This window comes from Pseudomonas sp. B21-047 (assembly GCF_024748775.1).
In the GTDB taxonomy this organism is placed as follows: Bacteria; Pseudomonadota; Gammaproteobacteria; order Pseudomonadales; family Pseudomonadaceae; genus Aquipseudomonas; species Aquipseudomonas capeferrum.
This window is the reverse complement of sequence record NZ_CP087169.1, coordinates 4187033-4202656: the sequence shown is the minus strand read 5'-3', so window position 1 is coordinate 4202656 and position 15624 is coordinate 4187033. Positions and strand designations below refer to the sequence as shown.

Below are 15624 nucleotides of genomic sequence, written 5' to 3'. Positions count from 1 at the left end.
ATGGCTGAAAGCGAGAGCGGTCAGGACAAAACAGAAGACCCCACCGAAAAGCGCAAACGCGACGCGCGTGAAAAAGGCGAGGTTGCCCGCTCCAAGGAGCTGAACACCGTGGCGGTGACCCTGGCCGGTGCCGGTGGCCTGCTGATGTTTGGCGGGCACTTGGCCGAGACGCTGCTGAACCTGATGCGCATGAACTTCAGCCTGACCCGCGAGATCATCGTCGACGAGCGGTCGATGGGCGCATTCCTGCTGGCCTCCGGCAAGATGGCGATCTGGGCGGTGCAGCCGGTGCTGATTTTGCTGTTCGTGATCTCGTTCGTTGCCCCGATCGCGCTGGGCGGTTTTGTATTTTCCGGCAGCCTGCTACAGCCGAAATTCAGCCGTATGAGCCCGCTGTCGGGGATCAAACGGATGTTCTCGATGAATTCCCTGACCGAATTGCTTAAGGCACTGGTCAAGTTCTTCGCGATCCTGATTGTGGCGGTGGTGGTGCTGGTCAGTGACCGCCAGGCGTTGTTGTCGATTGCCAACGAGCCGCTGGAGCAGGCGATCATCCACAGTTTGCAGGTGGTGGGTTGGAGTGCGTTGTGGATGTCGGCAGGGTTGCTGTTGATCGCGGCAGCGGACGTGCCGTTCCAGCTGTGGCAGACGCACAAGAAAATGAAGATGACCAAGCAGGAAGTGCGTGACGAGTACAAGGACTCGGAGGGCAAGCCTGAGGTCAAGCAGCGTATTCGCCAGTTGCAGCGCGAAGCATCGCAGCGGCGCATGATGGCCGCGGTGCCGCAGGCGGACGTGATCATCACGAACCCGACGCACTATGCGGTGGCGCTGCAATACGACCCGGAGAAGGGCGGGGCGGCGCCGCTGTTGCTGGCCAAGGGTACTGATTTCATGGCATTGAAAATTCGCGAAATCGGCGTTGCGCACAAGGTGCAGATTCTTGAGTCGCCGGCGCTGGCGCGGGCGATCTATTACTCCACCGAGCTTGAGCATGAGATCCCGGCGGGGTTGTACCTGGCGGTGGCGCAGGTGCTGGCGTATGTGTTCCAGATACGTCAGTACCGGTCGGGCAAGGGCAAGCGGCCGGAGCCTTTGAAAGACGATTTGCCGATTCCGCCGGATTTGCGGCGTGATGGCTGACAGGCGCCAGGCGATGGGGTTTTGGCGCCTGTGAGATCGAGCGCCGCCCGCGCGGCGCATCGCGACGCAAGGCCGCTCCTACATTTGTTTCGGGCCAGTTATTCCTGGGGTATTGGCGCGCGGCCCTTTGGCGCCCGCCTAAATATCGCGTCGTACTAACAAGGCGGTCGCGCGCAAATGGCACAGGCCTCACTGGCCCGAAACAAATGTAGGAGCGGCCTTGCGTCGCGATGCGCCGCGCGGGCGGCGCTCGATCTAACTGCATTCGAAAATCCCACGGCGTACATCCAAGGCCCACGGCATACATCCAAATCCCCGGCGTACATCCAAATAGCAAAGTTGGAAGGCTTCTTGCAGAGCCACGCCCAGGCGCCCCCTGGGCGTCAAAGTTTTGCATCAAGAGGACTCGCGGTGGATCGCACTCAGTTAATCAGCAACGCCCGCCACAACCTGGCCGGTCTCGGTCGGGGCAACCTGGGCGTGCCGCTGTTGCTGCTGGTGATGTTGGCAATGATGATGTTGCCGATACCGCCGTTCTTGCTCGACGTGTTCTTCACCTTCAACATCGCCCTGTCGATCGTGGTGCTGCTGGTCTGCGTGTACGCCCTGCGCCCGCTCGACTTCGCCGCATTCCCCACCATCCTGCTGGTGGCGACCTTGCTGCGCCTGGCGCTGAACGTGGCGTCCACCCGGGTGGTCATGCTCCATGGTCAGGAGGGCCACGGCGCCGCAGGCAAGGTGATCCAGGCCTTCGGTGAAGTGGTCATCGGCGGCAATTACGTGGTCGGTGCGGTGGTGTTTGCCATCCTCATGATCATCAACTTCGTGGTGGTCACCAAGGGCGCCGGGCGTATTTCCGAGGTAAGCGCACGCTTTACCCTCGATGCGATGCCGGGCAAACAGATGGCCATCGACGCCGACCTCAACGCTGGCCTGATCGACCAGGCCCAGGCCAAGGCGCGCCGTACCGAGGTGGCCCAGGAGGCCGAGTTCTACGGCTCGATGGACGGTGCCAGCAAGTTCGTGCGCGGCGATGCTATCGCCGGCCTGTTGATCCTGTTCATCAACCTCATCGGCGGCATGCTCATCGGCATGCTCCAGCACGGCATGCCGTTCAGCGAAGCCGGCAAGGTGTATGCCCTGCTGACCATCGGTGACGGTTTGGTGGCGCAATTGCCATCACTGCTGTTGTCCACCGCCGCAGCCATCATGGTCACCCGCGCCTCGGGCTCGGAAGACATGGGCAAGCTGATCAACCGGCAGATGTTCGATTCGCCAAAGGCGCTGGCGGTGTCCGGCGGCCTGATGATCGTCATGGGCCTGGTGCCGGGCATGCCGCACGTGGCTTTCCTCAGCCTCGGCCTGATGGCCTGCGGCGGCGCCTACCTGGTGTGGAAGAAACAGCAGCAGGTCAAGGCCAAGGCCCAGGCAGAGGTGCAGCGCCAGCAGGACCTGCTGCCCTCGCCGCAGCGTGCGCTGGAAACCAAGGAGCTGGGCTGGGACGACGTTACCCCGATCGACATGATCGGCCTGGAAGTGGGCTATCGGCTGATCCCGCTGGTCGACCGCAACCAAGGTGGCCAGTTGCTGGCGCGGATCAAGGGCGTGCGCAAGAAGCTGTCCCAGGACCTGGGCTTCCTCATGCCCACCGTGCACATTCGCGACAACCTCGACCTGCAGCCCAGTGCCTACCGCCTGACCTTGATGGGGGTGATTCTGGCCGAAGCGGAGATCTACCCGGACCGCGAGCTGGCGATCAACCCTGGCCAGGTATTTGGCACCCTCAACGGCATTGCCGCGCGCGACCCCGCGTTTGGCCTGGAGGCCGTGTGGATCGACGTTGGCCAGCGCTCCCAGGCGCAGTCGCTGGGCTACACCGTGGTGGACGCCAGTACCGTGGTGGCCACCCACCTCAACCAGATCCTGCAAAAGCACTGTCACGAACTGATCGGCCACGAAGAGGTCCAGCAACTGCTGCAGGTGCTGGGCAAGGCTTCGCCTAAACTTGCAGAAGAGCTGGTGCCGGGTGTCATTTCCTTGTCGGGCTTGCTCAAGGTCTTGCAGGCGTTGTTGTCCGAGCAGGTGCCGGTGCGCGACATCCGCAGCATCGCCGAGGCTATCGCCAACAACGCCGGCAAGAGTCAAGATACCGCCGCGCTGGTCGCGGCGGTGCGCGTCGGATTGTGTCGCGCCATCGTGCAAAGCATTGTCGGCGTTGAGTCGGAGCTGCCGGTGATTACCCTGGAGCCAAGGTTGGAACAGATTTTGCTCAATAGTCTGCAAAGGGCCGGGCAGGGTCAGGAAGACGGTGTTCTTCTGGAACCGAGCATGGCCGAAAAGCTGCAGCGTTCGCTGATTGACGCGGCCCAGCGCCAAGAGATGCAGGGCCAGCCGGCCATTCTTCTGGTCGCCGGCCCGATCCGCGCCATGCTGTCGCGCTTCGGTCGCCTGGCTGTACCGAATTTGCATGTTCTGGCGTATCAGGAAATACCTGACAACAAGCAAGTCACCATCGTTGCCACCGTGGGCCCTAACGGCTGAGGTAGTGGATAATGCAAGTTAAGCGATTTTTCGCCGCCGATATGCGTCAGGCCATGAAGCTGGTCCGGGATGAGCTTGGCTCCGATGCCGCCATCATCGGTAACCGCCGCATTGCCGGTGGTGTCGAATTGACGGCGGCGCTGGACTACAAGCTGTCCGCACTGGCCCCGCGCGTACCCAACGCCGAGCTTGAAGAAGAGCTGCGCAAGACCCACACGCGTATCGCCACGGCCCAGGCCGAACTGGACCAGCGCAGCGACAGCAGCGACAACAACCGCCAATTGTTCGCCGGGCAGTCGCTGACCGCCTCGGAACCCTTGGTCGAGCCGCACGTGGATGCACCGGCGCCTGCCGCTGCACCCAGCCCGGCGCCGGTCGACCCACGGCTGTTCGATGCCATGCGCTCGGAGCTGTCGGGCCTGCGCGAGCTGCTAGAAGTGCAACTCGGCTCGCTGGCCTGGAGCCAGCTGCAAGGCAGCAAGCCCCAGCAAGCCAACCTCTGGCGCCGCCTGCAGCGCATCGGCCTGTCCGGCCCGATTGCCCGCGAGCTGCTCGAACTCACCACCGAGATCGAAGAGCCGCGCCAGGCCTGGCGCATGCTGCTGGCGCACCTGGCGCGTATGATCGAGATTCCCGAGGTCGAGCCGATCGAAGAGGGCGGGGTGATCGCCATGGTCGGCCCGGCCGGCATGGGCAAGACCACCACCCTGGCCAAGCTGGCCGCGCGTTACGTGCTCAAGTACGGCGCCCCGCAGCTGGCGTTGGTGAGCATGGACAGCTTCCGCATCGGTGCCCAGGAGCAGCTCAAGACCCTGGGGCGTATCCTCAACGTGCCGGTGACCTACGTCGACCCGGGCCAGTCGCTGGCCCAAGCGCTGGAGCCGCTGCTGCGCAAACGCGTGGTGCTGATCGATACCGCCGGCCTGCAGGCCAGCGACCCGGCCCTGCGCATGCAGCTCGAAACCCTGGCGAGCCGCGGCATCGCCTCGAAGAACTACCTGGTGCTGGCAACCACCAGCCAGAAGCAGGTGCTGACGGCCGCCTACCACAGCTACAAGCGGTGTGGCCTGGCCGGTTGCATCCTGACCAAACTCGATGAAACGGCAAGCCTCGGCGATGTGCTGAGCCTTGCGATCAGTCATGAATTGCCGGTGGCCTACCTGACCGATGGGCCACGTATTCCTGACGATTTGCACTTGCCACGGGCGCACCAACTGGTAACGCGCGCGGTCAATGTGCAACAGCAGGATGAGCCCAGCGAAGAGGCCATGGCCGACATGTTCGCTGATCTCTACCACAACCCACGGCGAGCGGGTTGATGATGAAGCGTGTGCAAAGTAGCTATGCCAAGGGGCACGCAGAATTGCCTCACGTGTGGCCTGAGTCCCAGCGAGACAAGGTAAAGAACAGACATGGGTAGCATGCATCCCGTACAGGTGATCGCCGTGACCGGTGGCAAAGGTGGCGTCGGCAAAACTAACGTTTCAGTGAACCTGTCTCTGGCGCTGGCCGAGCTTGGCCGCAGGGTCATGTTGCTGGACGCCGACCTGGGCCTGGCCAATGTCGACGTATTGCTTGGGCTTACCCCCAAACGCACCCTGGCCGATGTCATCGAAGGGCGCTGCGAGCTGCGCGATGTGATGCTGCAGGGGCCGGGCGGAGTGCGCATCGTGCCGGCGGCCTCCGGCACCCAGAGTATGGTGCACCTGGCGCCGGCCCAGCACGCCGGCCTGATCCAGGCCTTCAGCGATGTCGGCGACAACCTCGACGTGCTGGTGATCGACACCGCTGCAGGTATTGGTGACTCGGTGGTCAGCTTCGTTCGCGCGGCCCAGGAAGTGCTGCTGGTGGTCTGCGACGAGCCCACCTCGATCACCGACGCCTATGCGCTGATCAAGCTGCTCAACCGCGATTACGGCATGAACCGCTTCCGCGTGCTGGCCAACATGGCCCAGAGCCCGCAGGAAGGGCGCAACCTCTTCGCCAAGTTGACCAAGGTCACCGACCGCTTCCTCGACGTGGCCCTGCAGTATGTCGGCGCCGTGCCGTACGACGAGTGCGTGCGCAAGGCGGTGCAGAAGCAGCGGGCAGTTTACGAAGCGTTCCCGCGCTCCAAGTGCGCGCTGGCCTTCAAGGCCATTGCGCAGAAGGTCGACAGCTGGCCGTTGCCGGCCAACCCGCGCGGGCACCTGGAGTTCTTCGTCGAGCGTCTGGTGCAGCCCACCAGCGCAGGACCGGTACTATGAGTGCGAGCGGCTTCAAGATGTACAGCAGGGCGTCGAAAGACGCCCAGTACGAGCTGATCGAACGCTACGCCCCGCTGGTCAAGCGCATTGCCTACCACCTGCTGGCGCGGCTGCCGGCCAACGTCCAGGTCGAAGACCTGATCCAGGCCGGCATGATCGGCCTGCTGGAAGTGGCCAACAAGTACGACGCCAGCAAGGGCGCCAGCTTCGAAACCTACGCCGGTATCCGCATCCGCGGCGCGATGCTCGATGAGGTGCGCAAAGGCGATTGGGCACCGCGTTCGGTGCACCGCAACACACGCATGGTCAGTGACGCAATGCGCGCTGTTGAAGCAAGAACCGGTCGCGACGCTAAAGATCATGAGGTTGCGGCCGAACTCCAATTGAGTCTCGACGATTACTACGGGATTTTGAACGATACCTTGGGCAGCCGGCTGTTCAGCTTCGACGACCTGTTGCAGGACGGCGAGCACGAAGGGCTGCACGAGGACGGCGCCAGTGGCCAGGTCGAGCCGTCGCGCGATCTTGAAGACGAGCGCTTCCAGGCTGCCCTGACCGATGCCATTGCCAACCTGCCAGAGCGCGAGCGGCTGGTGCTGGCGCTGTACTACGACGAAGAGCTGAACCTCAAGGAAATCGGTGAGGTGCTGGGGGTCAGCGAGTCGCGCGTAAGCCAGCTGCACAGCCAGTGCGCCGCACGTTTGCGCAGCCGTCTGGGTGAATGGCGGGCGCGCTGAGTGCCAACCGTTCGCCTTTGAAGACGCTGCAGTCGTTTCACGTTGTGCCGAATTGAATGAATGCGTGCTCGGGGGCCGAGCGCGTTTGAGACTGCTTGGAGGTCTAATTGGACAAGAACATGAAAATCCTCATCGTTGACGACTTTTCGACGATGCGGCGGATCATCAAGAACCTGCTACGTGATCTGGGCTTCACCAATACCGAAGAAGCCGATGACGGCACCACGGCGTTGCCGATGCTGGAAAACGGCCACTATGACTTCCTGGTGACCGACTGGAACATGCCGGGCATGTCCGGTATCGACCTGCTGCGTAAAGTCCGCGCCAGCGAGAAGCTGAAAACCATGCCGGTACTGATGGTGACCGCCGAAGCCAAGCGCGACCAGATCATCGAAGCGGCCCAGGCCGGCGTCAATGGTTACGTGGTCAAGCCGTTCACCGCTCAGGTGCTCAAAGAAAAGATCGAGAAGATCTTCGAACGCGTCAACGGCTGAGTCACGTCAGGGGGCGCGCCATGGATTCATCACAAACGTCTTTGGGGGAGTTCGAAACGACCCTGAAGAAACATGCCCAGGAATTGGTCGAGAGCCTGGAGCGGGGTCGCTTCGGCGAGGCGGTGCAGCTGATTCATCAGCTGAACCAGACCCGCGACCGTGGCCTGTACCAGGAAGTCGGCAAGCTGACCCGAGAGCTGCACAGCGCCATCGTCAGCTTCCAGATCGACCCGAACATGCCGCAGGCCGAGGAAGTCTCGCAGATCACCGACGCCACCGAGCGCCTGTCCTATGTGGTCAAGTTGACCGAGGGTGCGGCCAACCGCACCATGGACCTGGTCGAGGAAAGCACGCCGGTACTCAACGACCTGGCGGGTGAGGCCAAGGCCCTGAGCGTGGACTGGCAGCGCTTCATGCGCCGCGAAGTCGCTGCGCCAGAATTCCGTGACCTGGTCAAACGGGTCGACAGTTTCCTGACGCACAGTGCCGAAGGCAACCGCAAGGTTTCCGGCCACCTCAACGACATTCTGCTGGCTCAGGACTACCAAGACCTGACCGGCCAGGTGATCAAGCGGGTCACCGCGTTGGTCACCGAGGTGGAAAGCAACCTGCTCAAGCTCGTGCTGATGGCCAGTCAGGTCGACCGTTTTGCCGGCATCGAACATGACCACCAGCAGCTTCGCGCTGAAAAAGATCAAGAAAAACATCCGACTCGGGGTGAAGGTCCGCAGATTCATGCCGATAAGCGTGAAGACGTCGTGTCCGGTCAGGACGATGTCGATGATCTGCTGTCCAGTCTGGGTTTTTAAGGAGCACGTTTAATGAGCTTCGGCGCCGATGAAGAAATCCTTCAGGATTTCCTGGTAGAAGCCGGCGAAATTCTTGAGCAACTGTCCGAGCAATTGGTCGAGCTGGAAAGCCGACCGGATGATGCCGACCTGCTCAATGCCATTTTTCGCGGTTTCCACACTGTAAAAGGGGGCGCCGGCTTCCTCCAGCTCAACGAGCTGGTGGAGTGCTGCCATATCGCCGAGAACGTGTTCGACATCCTGCGCAAAGGTGAGCGCCGGGTCGACGCCGAGTTGATGGACGTGGTGCTCGAAGCGCTGGACACGGTCAACAATATGTTTGGCCAGGTCCGCGAGCGCAGCGAAGTCATCCCGGCCACCCCGGAGCTGCTGGCCGCGTTGTCGCGCCTGGCCGAGCCTGCCGCTGCTGACGAAGTCGCCGCTGCCGAGCCTGCGGCCGCTGAACCGCTGGCCGCGGCGCCTGTCGAAGAGCCGGACATCACCGACAGCGAATTCGAGCAGTTGCTCGACTCGCTTGACGCGGTCAAGGCCCAGGCCGCTGCCGATGAGCAGTTGCAAGGCGAGAGCATCAGCGGTGCCAGTGACGAGATCACCGACGCCGAGTTCGAATCGCTGCTCGACCAGTTGCATGGCAAAGGCCAGTTCAGCGCCGAAGTCGTCGCTGAGCCAGTGGCCAGCGCCCCGGCGCCGGTCAGCGACGAAATCACCGATGAAGAGTTCGAGTCGTTGCTCGATCAACTGCATGGCAAGGGCACGTTCCAGGCCGACGCCTTGCCCGCCGCCGCTGCAGTTGCGCCCGTGAGCACTGCACCGGCCGCCACGGCCAGTGACGCTATCAGCGAGCACGAATTCGAAGCCTTGCTCGACCAGTTGCACGGCAAGGGCAAGTTCTCTGGCGACGCCGTCGCGGTCGAAGCGCCTGTCGCTGCCAAGGTCGAAAGCAAGCCAGTGGCCAAGCCCGCACCGGCGCCTGTCAGCAAGCCTGCGCCTGCACCACGGGCGCCGGCCCCTGCGGCAGAAAAGCATGCCGTCAGCGAGGCCGAAACCACTGTGCGCGTCGACACCGCGCGCCTGGACGAGATCATGAACATGGTCGGCGAACTGGTGCTGGTGCGTAACCGCTTGGTCCGCCTGGGCCTGAACAGCGGCGACGAGGCCATGTCCAAGGCCGTGTCGAACCTCGACGTGGTCACCGCCGACCTGCAGACCGCGGTCATGAAGACCCGCATGCAGCCGATCAAGAAAGTCTTCGGCCGCTTCCCGCGTCTGGTTCGCGACCTGGCCCGCCAGCTCAAGAAAGAGATCAACCTGGAGCTGGTCGGTGAAGAGACCGACCTCGACAAGAACCTCGTCGAGGCCCTGGCTGACCCGCTGGTGCACTTGGTGCGCAACGCGGTCGACCATGGCGTGGAAATGCCCGACGAGCGTGAAGCGTCCGGCAAGGCGCGGACCGGCCGGGTGGTGTTGTCAGCCGAGCAGGAAGGCGACCATATCCTGCTGTCGATCTCCGATGACGGCAAGGGCATGGACCCCAACATCCTGCGCGCCAAGGCCGTGGAGAAGGGCTTGATGGACAAGGACGCCGCTGAGCGTCTGAGCGAGTCGGACTGCTACAACCTGATCTTCGCCCCGGGCTTCTCGACCAAGACCGAGATTTCCGACGTGTCCGGCCGTGGTGTCGGCATGGATGTGGTGAAGACCAAGATTTCCCAGCTCAATGGCTCGATCAACATCTACTCGGCCAAGGGCCAGGGATCGAAGATCGTCATCAAGGTGCCGCTGACCCTGGCGATCATGCCGACCCTGATGGTGATGCTGGCCAACCAGGCCTTCGCCTTCCCGCTGGTCAACGTCAACGAGATCTTCCACCTCGACCTGTCGCGCACCAATGTGGTCGATGGCCAGGAAGTGGTGATCGTGCGCGACAAGGCGCTGCCACTGTTCTACCTCAAGCGCTGGCTGGTGCAGGGCCAGGTGCACGAAGAGCAGCATGAGGGCCACGTGGTGATCCTCTCGGTTGGTACCCAACGCATTGGCTTTGTCGTCGATCAACTGGTGGGCCAGGAAGAAGTGGTAATCAAGCCGCTGGGCAAGATGCTGCAGGGCACGCCGGGCATGTCCGGGGCCACTATCACCGGCGACGGTCGCATCGCGTTGATCCTCGACGTCCCGAGCATGCTCAAGCGTTACGCCGCGCGGCGTATTTGATTTCGGTGGCGCACCCTGGCGGGTTGCGCCGCCTAATGGAGTGTTTATGGCAGTCAAGGTCCTGGTGGTGGATGATTCCGGTTTCTTCCGCCGCCGCGTCTCGGAAATCCTCTCGGCGGACCCGACGATCCAGGTAGTGGGTACCGCGACCAATGGCAAGGAAGCAATCGACCAGGCGCTGGCGCTCAAGCCCGATGTCATCACCATGGACTACGAGATGCCCATGATGGATGGCATCACGGCGGTGCGGCACATCATGCAGCGCTGCCCGACGCCGGTACTGATGTTCTCTTCGCTGACCCACGAAGGTGCCCGGGTGACCCTGGACGCACTGGATGCCGGTGCGGTGGATTACCTGCCGAAGAACTTCGAGGACATCTCGCGCAACCCGGAGAAGGTCAAGCAACTGCTGTGCGAGAAGGTGCACACCCTGTCGCGCAGCAACCGCCGTTTCGGCAGCTACAGCCCCGCGCCAGCCGCCGCACCGGCCGCCGCGAGCAGCGCTGCGCCAACCAGCAGCTTCGCCAGCCCCGCACCGGTGCGCACTGCCGCGCCGGTGCGCGCGGCGGCAGCGCCAGCGGCACATGCCCCGGCACCCAAGCGCAAACCCTACAAACTGGTGGCCATCGGTACCTCCACGGGTGGCCCGGTGGCGCTGCAGCGGGTACTGACGCAACTGCCTGCCAACTTCCCGGCGCCGATCGTGCTGATCCAGCACATGCCGGCGGCCTTTACCAAGGCCTTTGCCGAGCGCCTGGACAAGCTGTGCAAGATCAGCGTGAAGGAAGCCGAGGACGGTGACGTGCTGCGCCCAGGCCTGGCGCTGCTGGCCCCAGGTGGCAAGCAGATGATGATCGATGGCCGCGGCACGGTGAAGATCCTGCCCGGCGACGAGCGCCTGAACTACAAGCCGTGCGTGGACATCACTTTCGGCTCGGCGGCCAAGTCGTACGGCGACAAGGTGCTGTCGGTGGTGCTGACCGGCATGGGCGCCGATGGTCGTGAAGGCGCGCGCCTGCTCAAGCAGGGTGGCAGTACCGTGTGGGCCCAGGATGAAGCCAGCTGCGTGATCTATGGCATGCCCATGGCCATCGTCAAGGCTAACCTGGCCGACGCGGTGTACAGCCTGGACGAGATCGGCAAGCACCTGGTCGAGGCCTGCGTCTGATGGATGTACTAAGCCTGATTGGCCTGATCCTGGCGTTCGTCGCGATTGTCGGCGGCAACTTCCTCGAAGGCGGGCATGTCGGCGCGCTGATCAACGGCCCGGCGGGTTTGATCGTGTTGGGCGGTACCTTGGCGGCGGCCTTGCTGCAGTCGCCATTGCCGGCTTTCAAGCGGGCCTTGCAGATCCTGCGCTGGATCCTCTTTCCGCCCCGCGTCGACCTGGCCGGTGGTATCGATCGGGTGGTCAGCTGGAGCCTGACGGCGCGCAAGGAAGGCCTGCTGGGCCTGGAAGGGGTGGCCGATGCCGAGCCCGACCCGTATGCGCGCAAGGGCTTGCAACTGCTGGTCGACGGCGCCGAGCCAGAAGCCATCCGCAGCATCCTTGAAGTCGACTTCCTGACCCAGGAGGGCCGTGATATCCAGGCTGCCAAGGTGTTCGAGAGCATGGGCGGCTATGCGCCAACCATCGGCATCATCGGTGCGGTCATGGGCCTGATCCATGTCATGGGCAACCTGGCCGACCCGTCGCAGTTGGGTAACGGCATCGCCGTGGCGTTCGTCGCCACCATCTACGGTGTGGCCAGCGCCAACCTGATCCTGTTGCCGATCGCCAACAAGCTCAAGGCCATCGTCATGCGCCAGTCGCGCTACCGCGAGATGCTGCTCGAAGGCCTGTTGTCGATTGCCGAGGGTGAGAACCCGCGCTCGATCGAACTGAAGCTGCAAGGCTTCATGGAGTAACCCATGCGTCGCCGTCGTCATACCGAGGAACACGAGAATCACGAACGCTGGCTGGTGTCGTACGCCGACTTCATCACCTTGCTGTTCGCGTTTTTCGTGGTCATGTATTCGATTTCCTCGATCAACGAGGGCAAGTACAAGGTCATCTCGCAGGCCTTGATCGGGGTGTTCAACGACCCTGAACGGAGCATGAAGCCGATCCCGGTCGGGGATGAGCAACCCCTGAGCGTGCGCCCGGCCGAGCCTTTGGTGAGGGAAAGCGAGCAGACCGAGGCGGGCCTTGCGCAAACCAATGTCGACCCGCTGAAGACCATCAGTGACGATGTGCGCGACGCCTTTGGCGACCTGATCAAGACCGACCAGATGACCGTACGCGGCAATGAGCTGTGGATCGAAATCGAGCTCAACTCCTCGCTGCTGTTCGGCAGCGGCGATGCCATGCCTAGCGACAAGGCCTTCGCGATCATCGAGAAGGTGGCGAACATCCTCAAGCCGTTCGCCAACCCGGTGCATGTCGAAGGTTTTACCGACAACCTGCCGATTCGCACCGCGCAGTACCCGACCAACTGGGAGTTGTCGTCGGCACGGGCGGCCAGCATCGTCCGCTTGCTGGCCATGGAGGGGGTGAACCCGGCGCGCATGGCATCGGTGGGCTATGGCGAGTACCAGCCGGTCGCCAGCAACGACAGTGCCGAAGGCCGTGCCCGCAACCGTCGTGTGGTACTGGTGATTTCCCGTAACCTCGAAGTGCGCCGCAGCCTGACCGGCTCTGGCAGCGCCAATGCCACGCCAGATGCTGCGTTGCGCCGGGCTGGCACACAAAGTGCACCGGCTACGCCAGCAATGGCGGCGGGGCAGTAACTCGTCAATTCTCCGTCACCAAATACCATACCGTTCCCGGCAGGGCAGGCGGCCACACCGGGAGGAAGCAACGAACGATGAGAGTCTGGGCAGTAGCCAATCAAAAAGGTGGCGTCGGCAAGACCACCACGACCATCGCCCTGGCTGGGCTGCTGGCTGAGGCGGGCAAGCGCGTGGTCGTCGTCGACCTCGACCCGCACGGTTCGATGACCAGTTATTTCGGGCACAACCCCGATGCGCTGGAGCACAGCTGCTATGACCTGTTCCTGCACCAGGGCAGCGTGCCGGAGGGTTTGCCTGGGCAGTTGCTGTTGCCGACCAGTGATGAGCGTATCTCGCTGCTGCCTTCGAGCACCGCGCTGGCGGTGCTGGAGCGCCAGTCGCCGGGCAAGAACGGCCTGGGCCTGGTGATCGCCAAGAGTCTGGCGCAGCTGTGGCAGGACTTCGACTTCGCCTTGATCGACAGCCCACCCTTGCTGGGCGTGCTGATGGTCAATGCCCTGGCCGCGAGCCAGCAGTTGGTGATACCGGTACAGACCGAGTTCCTGGCGGTGAAGGGCCTGGAGCGCATGGTTGGGACCTTGGCCATGGTCAACCGTTCGCGTAAACAGGCCTTGCCTTACCAGATCGTGCCGACCCTGTTCGACCGCCGTACTCAGGCTTCCCTGGGCACGCTCAAACTGTTGCGCGACACCTATGAGCAGAATGTCTGGCAGGGTTACATCCCGGTCGATACCCGCTTGCGCGATGCCAGCCGCAAGGGCGTCACGCCGTCGCAGTTCGATGGCAAGAGCCGTGGCCTGATTGCCTACCGGGCGCTGCTCAAGCACTTGCTCACTTACAAAAACGCAGTGCAGGTGGCCTGATGACCCAGACCCGGCAAACCGGCACGCGGCCGCAGATGGCCCTGCAATCCTACCTCGATGGCCTGTTGCAGGAGGCCACTGAGGCCGACGATCTGATCGAGCCGGCGGCAGACGTCGCCGATGCGGTGCGCGTGGAACAGGCACCTGAAGCACGCCAGCCAGCGCAGCCCGCCGCTGTCGCGCAGCGGCCCTTTGCCGAGCCGCGGCTGAAGGTGTTGCCCAGCGTGCTGCCGGTGGAAGAACCGGTGGTCACGGTAGTCGAGAGCGAAGTGCTGGCCGAGGCCAGCGTCCCGGTCCTGACCGAAGAACAGAGCGTGGAACCGGCAGTGCCGTTGGTGGATGTGCACCTGCCCGCGCCGAACCTGCCGGTGCCCCCGGCAAGCATCGACGGCCGCCCGGCCTGGGCGGCGGAGCCGTTCGAGTGCCTGCTGTTCGATGTCGCCGGCTTGACCCTGGCGGTGCCCTTGGTATGCCTGGGCTCGATTTACAACCTGGCCGGCCAGGAACTGACGCCGCTGTTCGGCCAACCTGACTGGTTTCTCGGCATCCTGACCTGCCAGGCCGGCAACCTCAAAGTCCTCGACACCGCGCGCTGGGTGATGCCCGACCGCTACCGTGACGACTTCCGCCAGGGCCTGCAGTATGTGATTTCCGTGCAGGGCTACGAATGGGGGCTGGCCGTGCACCAGGTCAGCCGCTCATTGCGCCTGGACCCGTCCGAGATCAAGTGGCGCAGCCAGCGTGGCCAACGCCCGTGGCTCGCCGGCACGGTGATCGAACACATGTGTGCCCTGCTCGACGTCGCCGAACTGGCTGAGCTGATCGCCAGTGGCGCGGTCAAGCAGATGCACGCCAAACACAAATGACACCGCACACACCGCCTATGGCGGACTTTAAGGGGTAGGGGAATGAAAAAGTCGTCTGCACAAGGTTCCGAAGATCCGATTCTGCAGTGGGTAACCTTCCGTCTGGACAACGAGTCCTACGGGATCAATGTCATGCAGGTGCAGGAAGTGCTGCGCTACACCGAGATCGCCCCGGTACCGGGCGCACCGAGCTATGTGCTGGGCATCATCAACCTGCGCGGCAACGTGGTGACAGTGATCGACACCCGCCAGCGTTTTGGCCTGATGCCGACCGAGGTGACCGACAACACCCGTATCGTCATCATCGAGGCGGACAAGCAAGTGGTCGGCATCCTGGTCGATAGCGTCGCCGAGGTGGTCTACCTGCGTCAGTCCGAGATCGAGACGGCACCGAACGTGGGTAACGAAGAGTCGGCCAAGTTCATCCAGGGCGTGTGCAACAAGAACGGCGAACTGCTGATACTGGTCGAGCTGGACAAGATGATGACCGAGGAAGAGTGGTCCGAGCTTGAGAACATCTGAGTTGATCTTCGAGGTTGCTGTCATCTTCCTGGCGCTGCTGTGGGCGCTCAGCTTGTGGATGTTCCTCAACCACAGCAAGCGCCAGCGCGAGCTGGCCGCGCAACAGGCCGAGGGCGATGCCCTGCGCGATCAACGCATCAAAGACCTGAGCAAGCGCCTGGACGACTACCAGAACGGTACGGTGCGCATGGGTGAGGCCATCCATGACCTGCGCGAAACCCTGGCCACCCTGCCTGACCGGCTGGAACGCCTGGAGCAGCGCGACCCCAGCAGCGTCACCTTCAGCCAGGCGGCCAAGCTGGTCGGCATGGGCGCAAGTGTGTCGGAGCTGACTGAAACCTGCGGCCTGACCCGGGCCGAGGCGGAGTTGATGAGCAAGCTGCACCGCAGCGAGTAGTACGGCGCTGCACTGCCCCGGTGATT

15 protein-coding genes are annotated in these 15624 nt (G+C 63.1%); all 15 read left to right on the top strand.

Annotated elements, in window-relative coordinates; genetic code table 11:
• The 15 genes from flhB (at position 1) to LOY26_RS18980 (ending at position 15598) form a co-directional block, all read left to right on the top strand.
• Positions 1-1143, top strand: coding sequence for a flagellar biosynthesis protein FlhB (gene flhB / locus LOY26_RS19050; RefSeq protein WP_033699452.1), 1143 nt, complete (start codon positions 1-3; stop codon positions 1141-1143).
• Between the two features lie 411 nt (positions 1144-1554).
• On the top strand, positions 1555-3684 hold the full coding sequence (gene flhA / locus LOY26_RS19045; RefSeq protein ID WP_033699451.1) for a flagellar biosynthesis protein FlhA: 2130 nt from the start codon (positions 1555-1557) through the stop codon (positions 3682-3684).
• An 11-nt stretch (positions 3685-3695) separates the two neighbouring features.
• A complete protein-coding gene (flhF, locus tag LOY26_RS19040) occupies positions 3696-5003 on the top strand; it encodes a flagellar biosynthesis protein FlhF (RefSeq protein ID WP_033699450.1) in 1308 nt (435 codons plus the stop codon).
• 93 nt (positions 5004-5096) lie between these two features.
• Entirely contained in the window at positions 5097-5930 is an 834-nt protein-coding gene (gene fleN / locus LOY26_RS19035) for a flagellar synthesis regulator FleN (protein ID WP_027593013.1), read from the top strand.
• The gene (fliA, locus tag LOY26_RS19030; protein ID WP_033699449.1) at positions 5927-6667 is read left to right on the top strand and encodes an RNA polymerase sigma factor FliA; all 741 of its coding nucleotides are present in this window, start codon (positions 5927-5929) and stop codon (positions 6665-6667) included. Before fleN ends, fliA begins: the two co-directional genes overlap by 4 nt.
• A gap of 119 nt (positions 6668-6786) precedes the next feature.
• Positions 6787-7161 (top strand): chemotaxis response regulator CheY, encoded by a 375-nt coding sequence (locus LOY26_RS19025; protein WP_161775562.1) that lies wholly within the window; start codon positions 6787-6789, stop codon positions 7159-7161.
• A 20-nt stretch (positions 7162-7181) separates the two neighbouring features.
• Positions 7182-7970: a protein phosphatase CheZ gene (locus LOY26_RS19020; protein ID WP_033699448.1), complete on the top strand. Its 789-nt coding sequence runs from the start codon at positions 7182-7184 to the stop codon at positions 7968-7970.
• A gap of 12 nt (positions 7971-7982) precedes the next feature.
• Positions 7983-10178 (top strand): chemotaxis protein CheA, encoded by a 2196-nt coding sequence (locus tag LOY26_RS19015; protein WP_186664002.1) that lies wholly within the window; start codon positions 7983-7985, stop codon positions 10176-10178.
• A 46-nt stretch (positions 10179-10224) separates the two neighbouring features.
• Positions 10225-11346, top strand: a complete 1122-nt coding sequence (locus LOY26_RS19010) for a chemotaxis response regulator protein-glutamate methylesterase (RefSeq protein WP_033699445.1) — start codon at positions 10225-10227, stop codon at positions 11344-11346.
• Positions 11346-12086 carry a flagellar motor protein gene (locus LOY26_RS19005; RefSeq protein ID WP_033699443.1) on the top strand — a complete coding sequence of 247 codons (741 nt, stop codon included), beginning with the start codon at positions 11346-11348 and terminating at the stop codon, positions 12084-12086. The genes LOY26_RS19010 and LOY26_RS19005 overlap by 1 nt, the downstream gene beginning before the upstream one ends.
• 3 nt (positions 12087-12089) lie before the next feature.
• The gene (motD, locus tag LOY26_RS19000; RefSeq protein WP_033699441.1) at positions 12090-12947 is read left to right on the top strand and encodes a flagellar motor protein MotD; all 858 of its coding nucleotides are present in this window, start codon (positions 12090-12092) and stop codon (positions 12945-12947) included.
• A gap of 77 nt (positions 12948-13024) precedes the next feature.
• Positions 13025-13813: a ParA family protein gene (locus LOY26_RS18995; protein ID WP_033699440.1), complete on the top strand. Its 789-nt coding sequence runs from the start codon at positions 13025-13027 to the stop codon at positions 13811-13813.
• Positions 13813-14679: a CheW domain-containing protein gene (locus LOY26_RS18990; protein ID WP_186664004.1), complete on the top strand. Its 867-nt coding sequence runs from the start codon at positions 13813-13815 to the stop codon at positions 14677-14679. The genes LOY26_RS18995 and LOY26_RS18990 overlap by 1 nt, the downstream gene beginning before the upstream one ends.
• Positions 14680-14721: 42 nt before the next feature.
• Positions 14722-15201 carry a chemotaxis protein CheW gene (locus LOY26_RS18985; RefSeq protein WP_003254393.1) on the top strand — a complete coding sequence of 160 codons (480 nt, stop codon included), beginning with the start codon at positions 14722-14724 and terminating at the stop codon, positions 15199-15201.
• A 1-nt stretch (position 15202) separates the two neighbouring features.
• Positions 15203-15598: a DUF2802 domain-containing protein gene (locus LOY26_RS18980; RefSeq protein ID WP_033699438.1), complete on the top strand. Its 396-nt coding sequence runs from the start codon at positions 15203-15205 to the stop codon at positions 15596-15598.
• Positions 15599-15624: the final 26 nt, after the last annotated feature.

Excerpts from the sequence above, each read along its gene's own strand:
- motD (WP_033699441.1), top strand. The coding sequence starts at position 12,090 with ATGCGTCGCCGTCGTCATACCGAGGAACACGAGAATCACGAACGCTGG.
- LOY26_RS19025 (WP_161775562.1), top strand. The coding sequence starts at position 6,787 with ATGAAAATCCTCATCGTTGACGACTTTTCGACGATGCGGCGGATCATC.
- fliA (WP_033699449.1), top strand. The coding sequence starts at position 5,927 with ATGAGTGCGAGCGGCTTCAAGATGTACAGCAGGGCGTCGAAAGACGCC.
- LOY26_RS18995 (WP_033699440.1), top strand. The coding sequence starts at position 13,025 with ATGAGAGTCTGGGCAGTAGCCAATCAAAAAGGTGGCGTCGGCAAGACC.
- LOY26_RS19010 (WP_033699445.1), top strand. The coding sequence starts at position 10,225 with ATGGCAGTCAAGGTCCTGGTGGTGGATGATTCCGGTTTCTTCCGCCGC.
- LOY26_RS18985 (WP_003254393.1), top strand. The coding sequence starts at position 14,722 with ATGAAAAAGTCGTCTGCACAAGGTTCCGAAGATCCGATTCTGCAGTGG.
- LOY26_RS19020 (WP_033699448.1), top strand. The coding sequence starts at position 7,182 with ATGGATTCATCACAAACGTCTTTGGGGGAGTTCGAAACGACCCTGAAG.
- LOY26_RS19015 (WP_186664002.1), top strand. The coding sequence starts at position 7,983 with ATGAGCTTCGGCGCCGATGAAGAAATCCTTCAGGATTTCCTGGTAGAA.
- LOY26_RS19005 (WP_033699443.1), top strand. The coding sequence starts at position 11,346 with ATGGATGTACTAAGCCTGATTGGCCTGATCCTGGCGTTCGTCGCGATT.
- LOY26_RS18990 (WP_186664004.1), top strand. The coding sequence starts at position 13,813 with ATGACCCAGACCCGGCAAACCGGCACGCGGCCGCAGATGGCCCTGCAA.
- fleN (WP_027593013.1), top strand. The coding sequence starts at position 5,097 with ATGGGTAGCATGCATCCCGTACAGGTGATCGCCGTGACCGGTGGCAAA.
- flhB (WP_033699452.1), top strand. The coding sequence starts at position 1 with ATGGCTGAAAGCGAGAGCGGTCAGGACAAAACAGAAGACCCCACCGAA.
- flhF (WP_033699450.1), top strand. The coding sequence starts at position 3,696 with ATGCAAGTTAAGCGATTTTTCGCCGCCGATATGCGTCAGGCCATGAAG.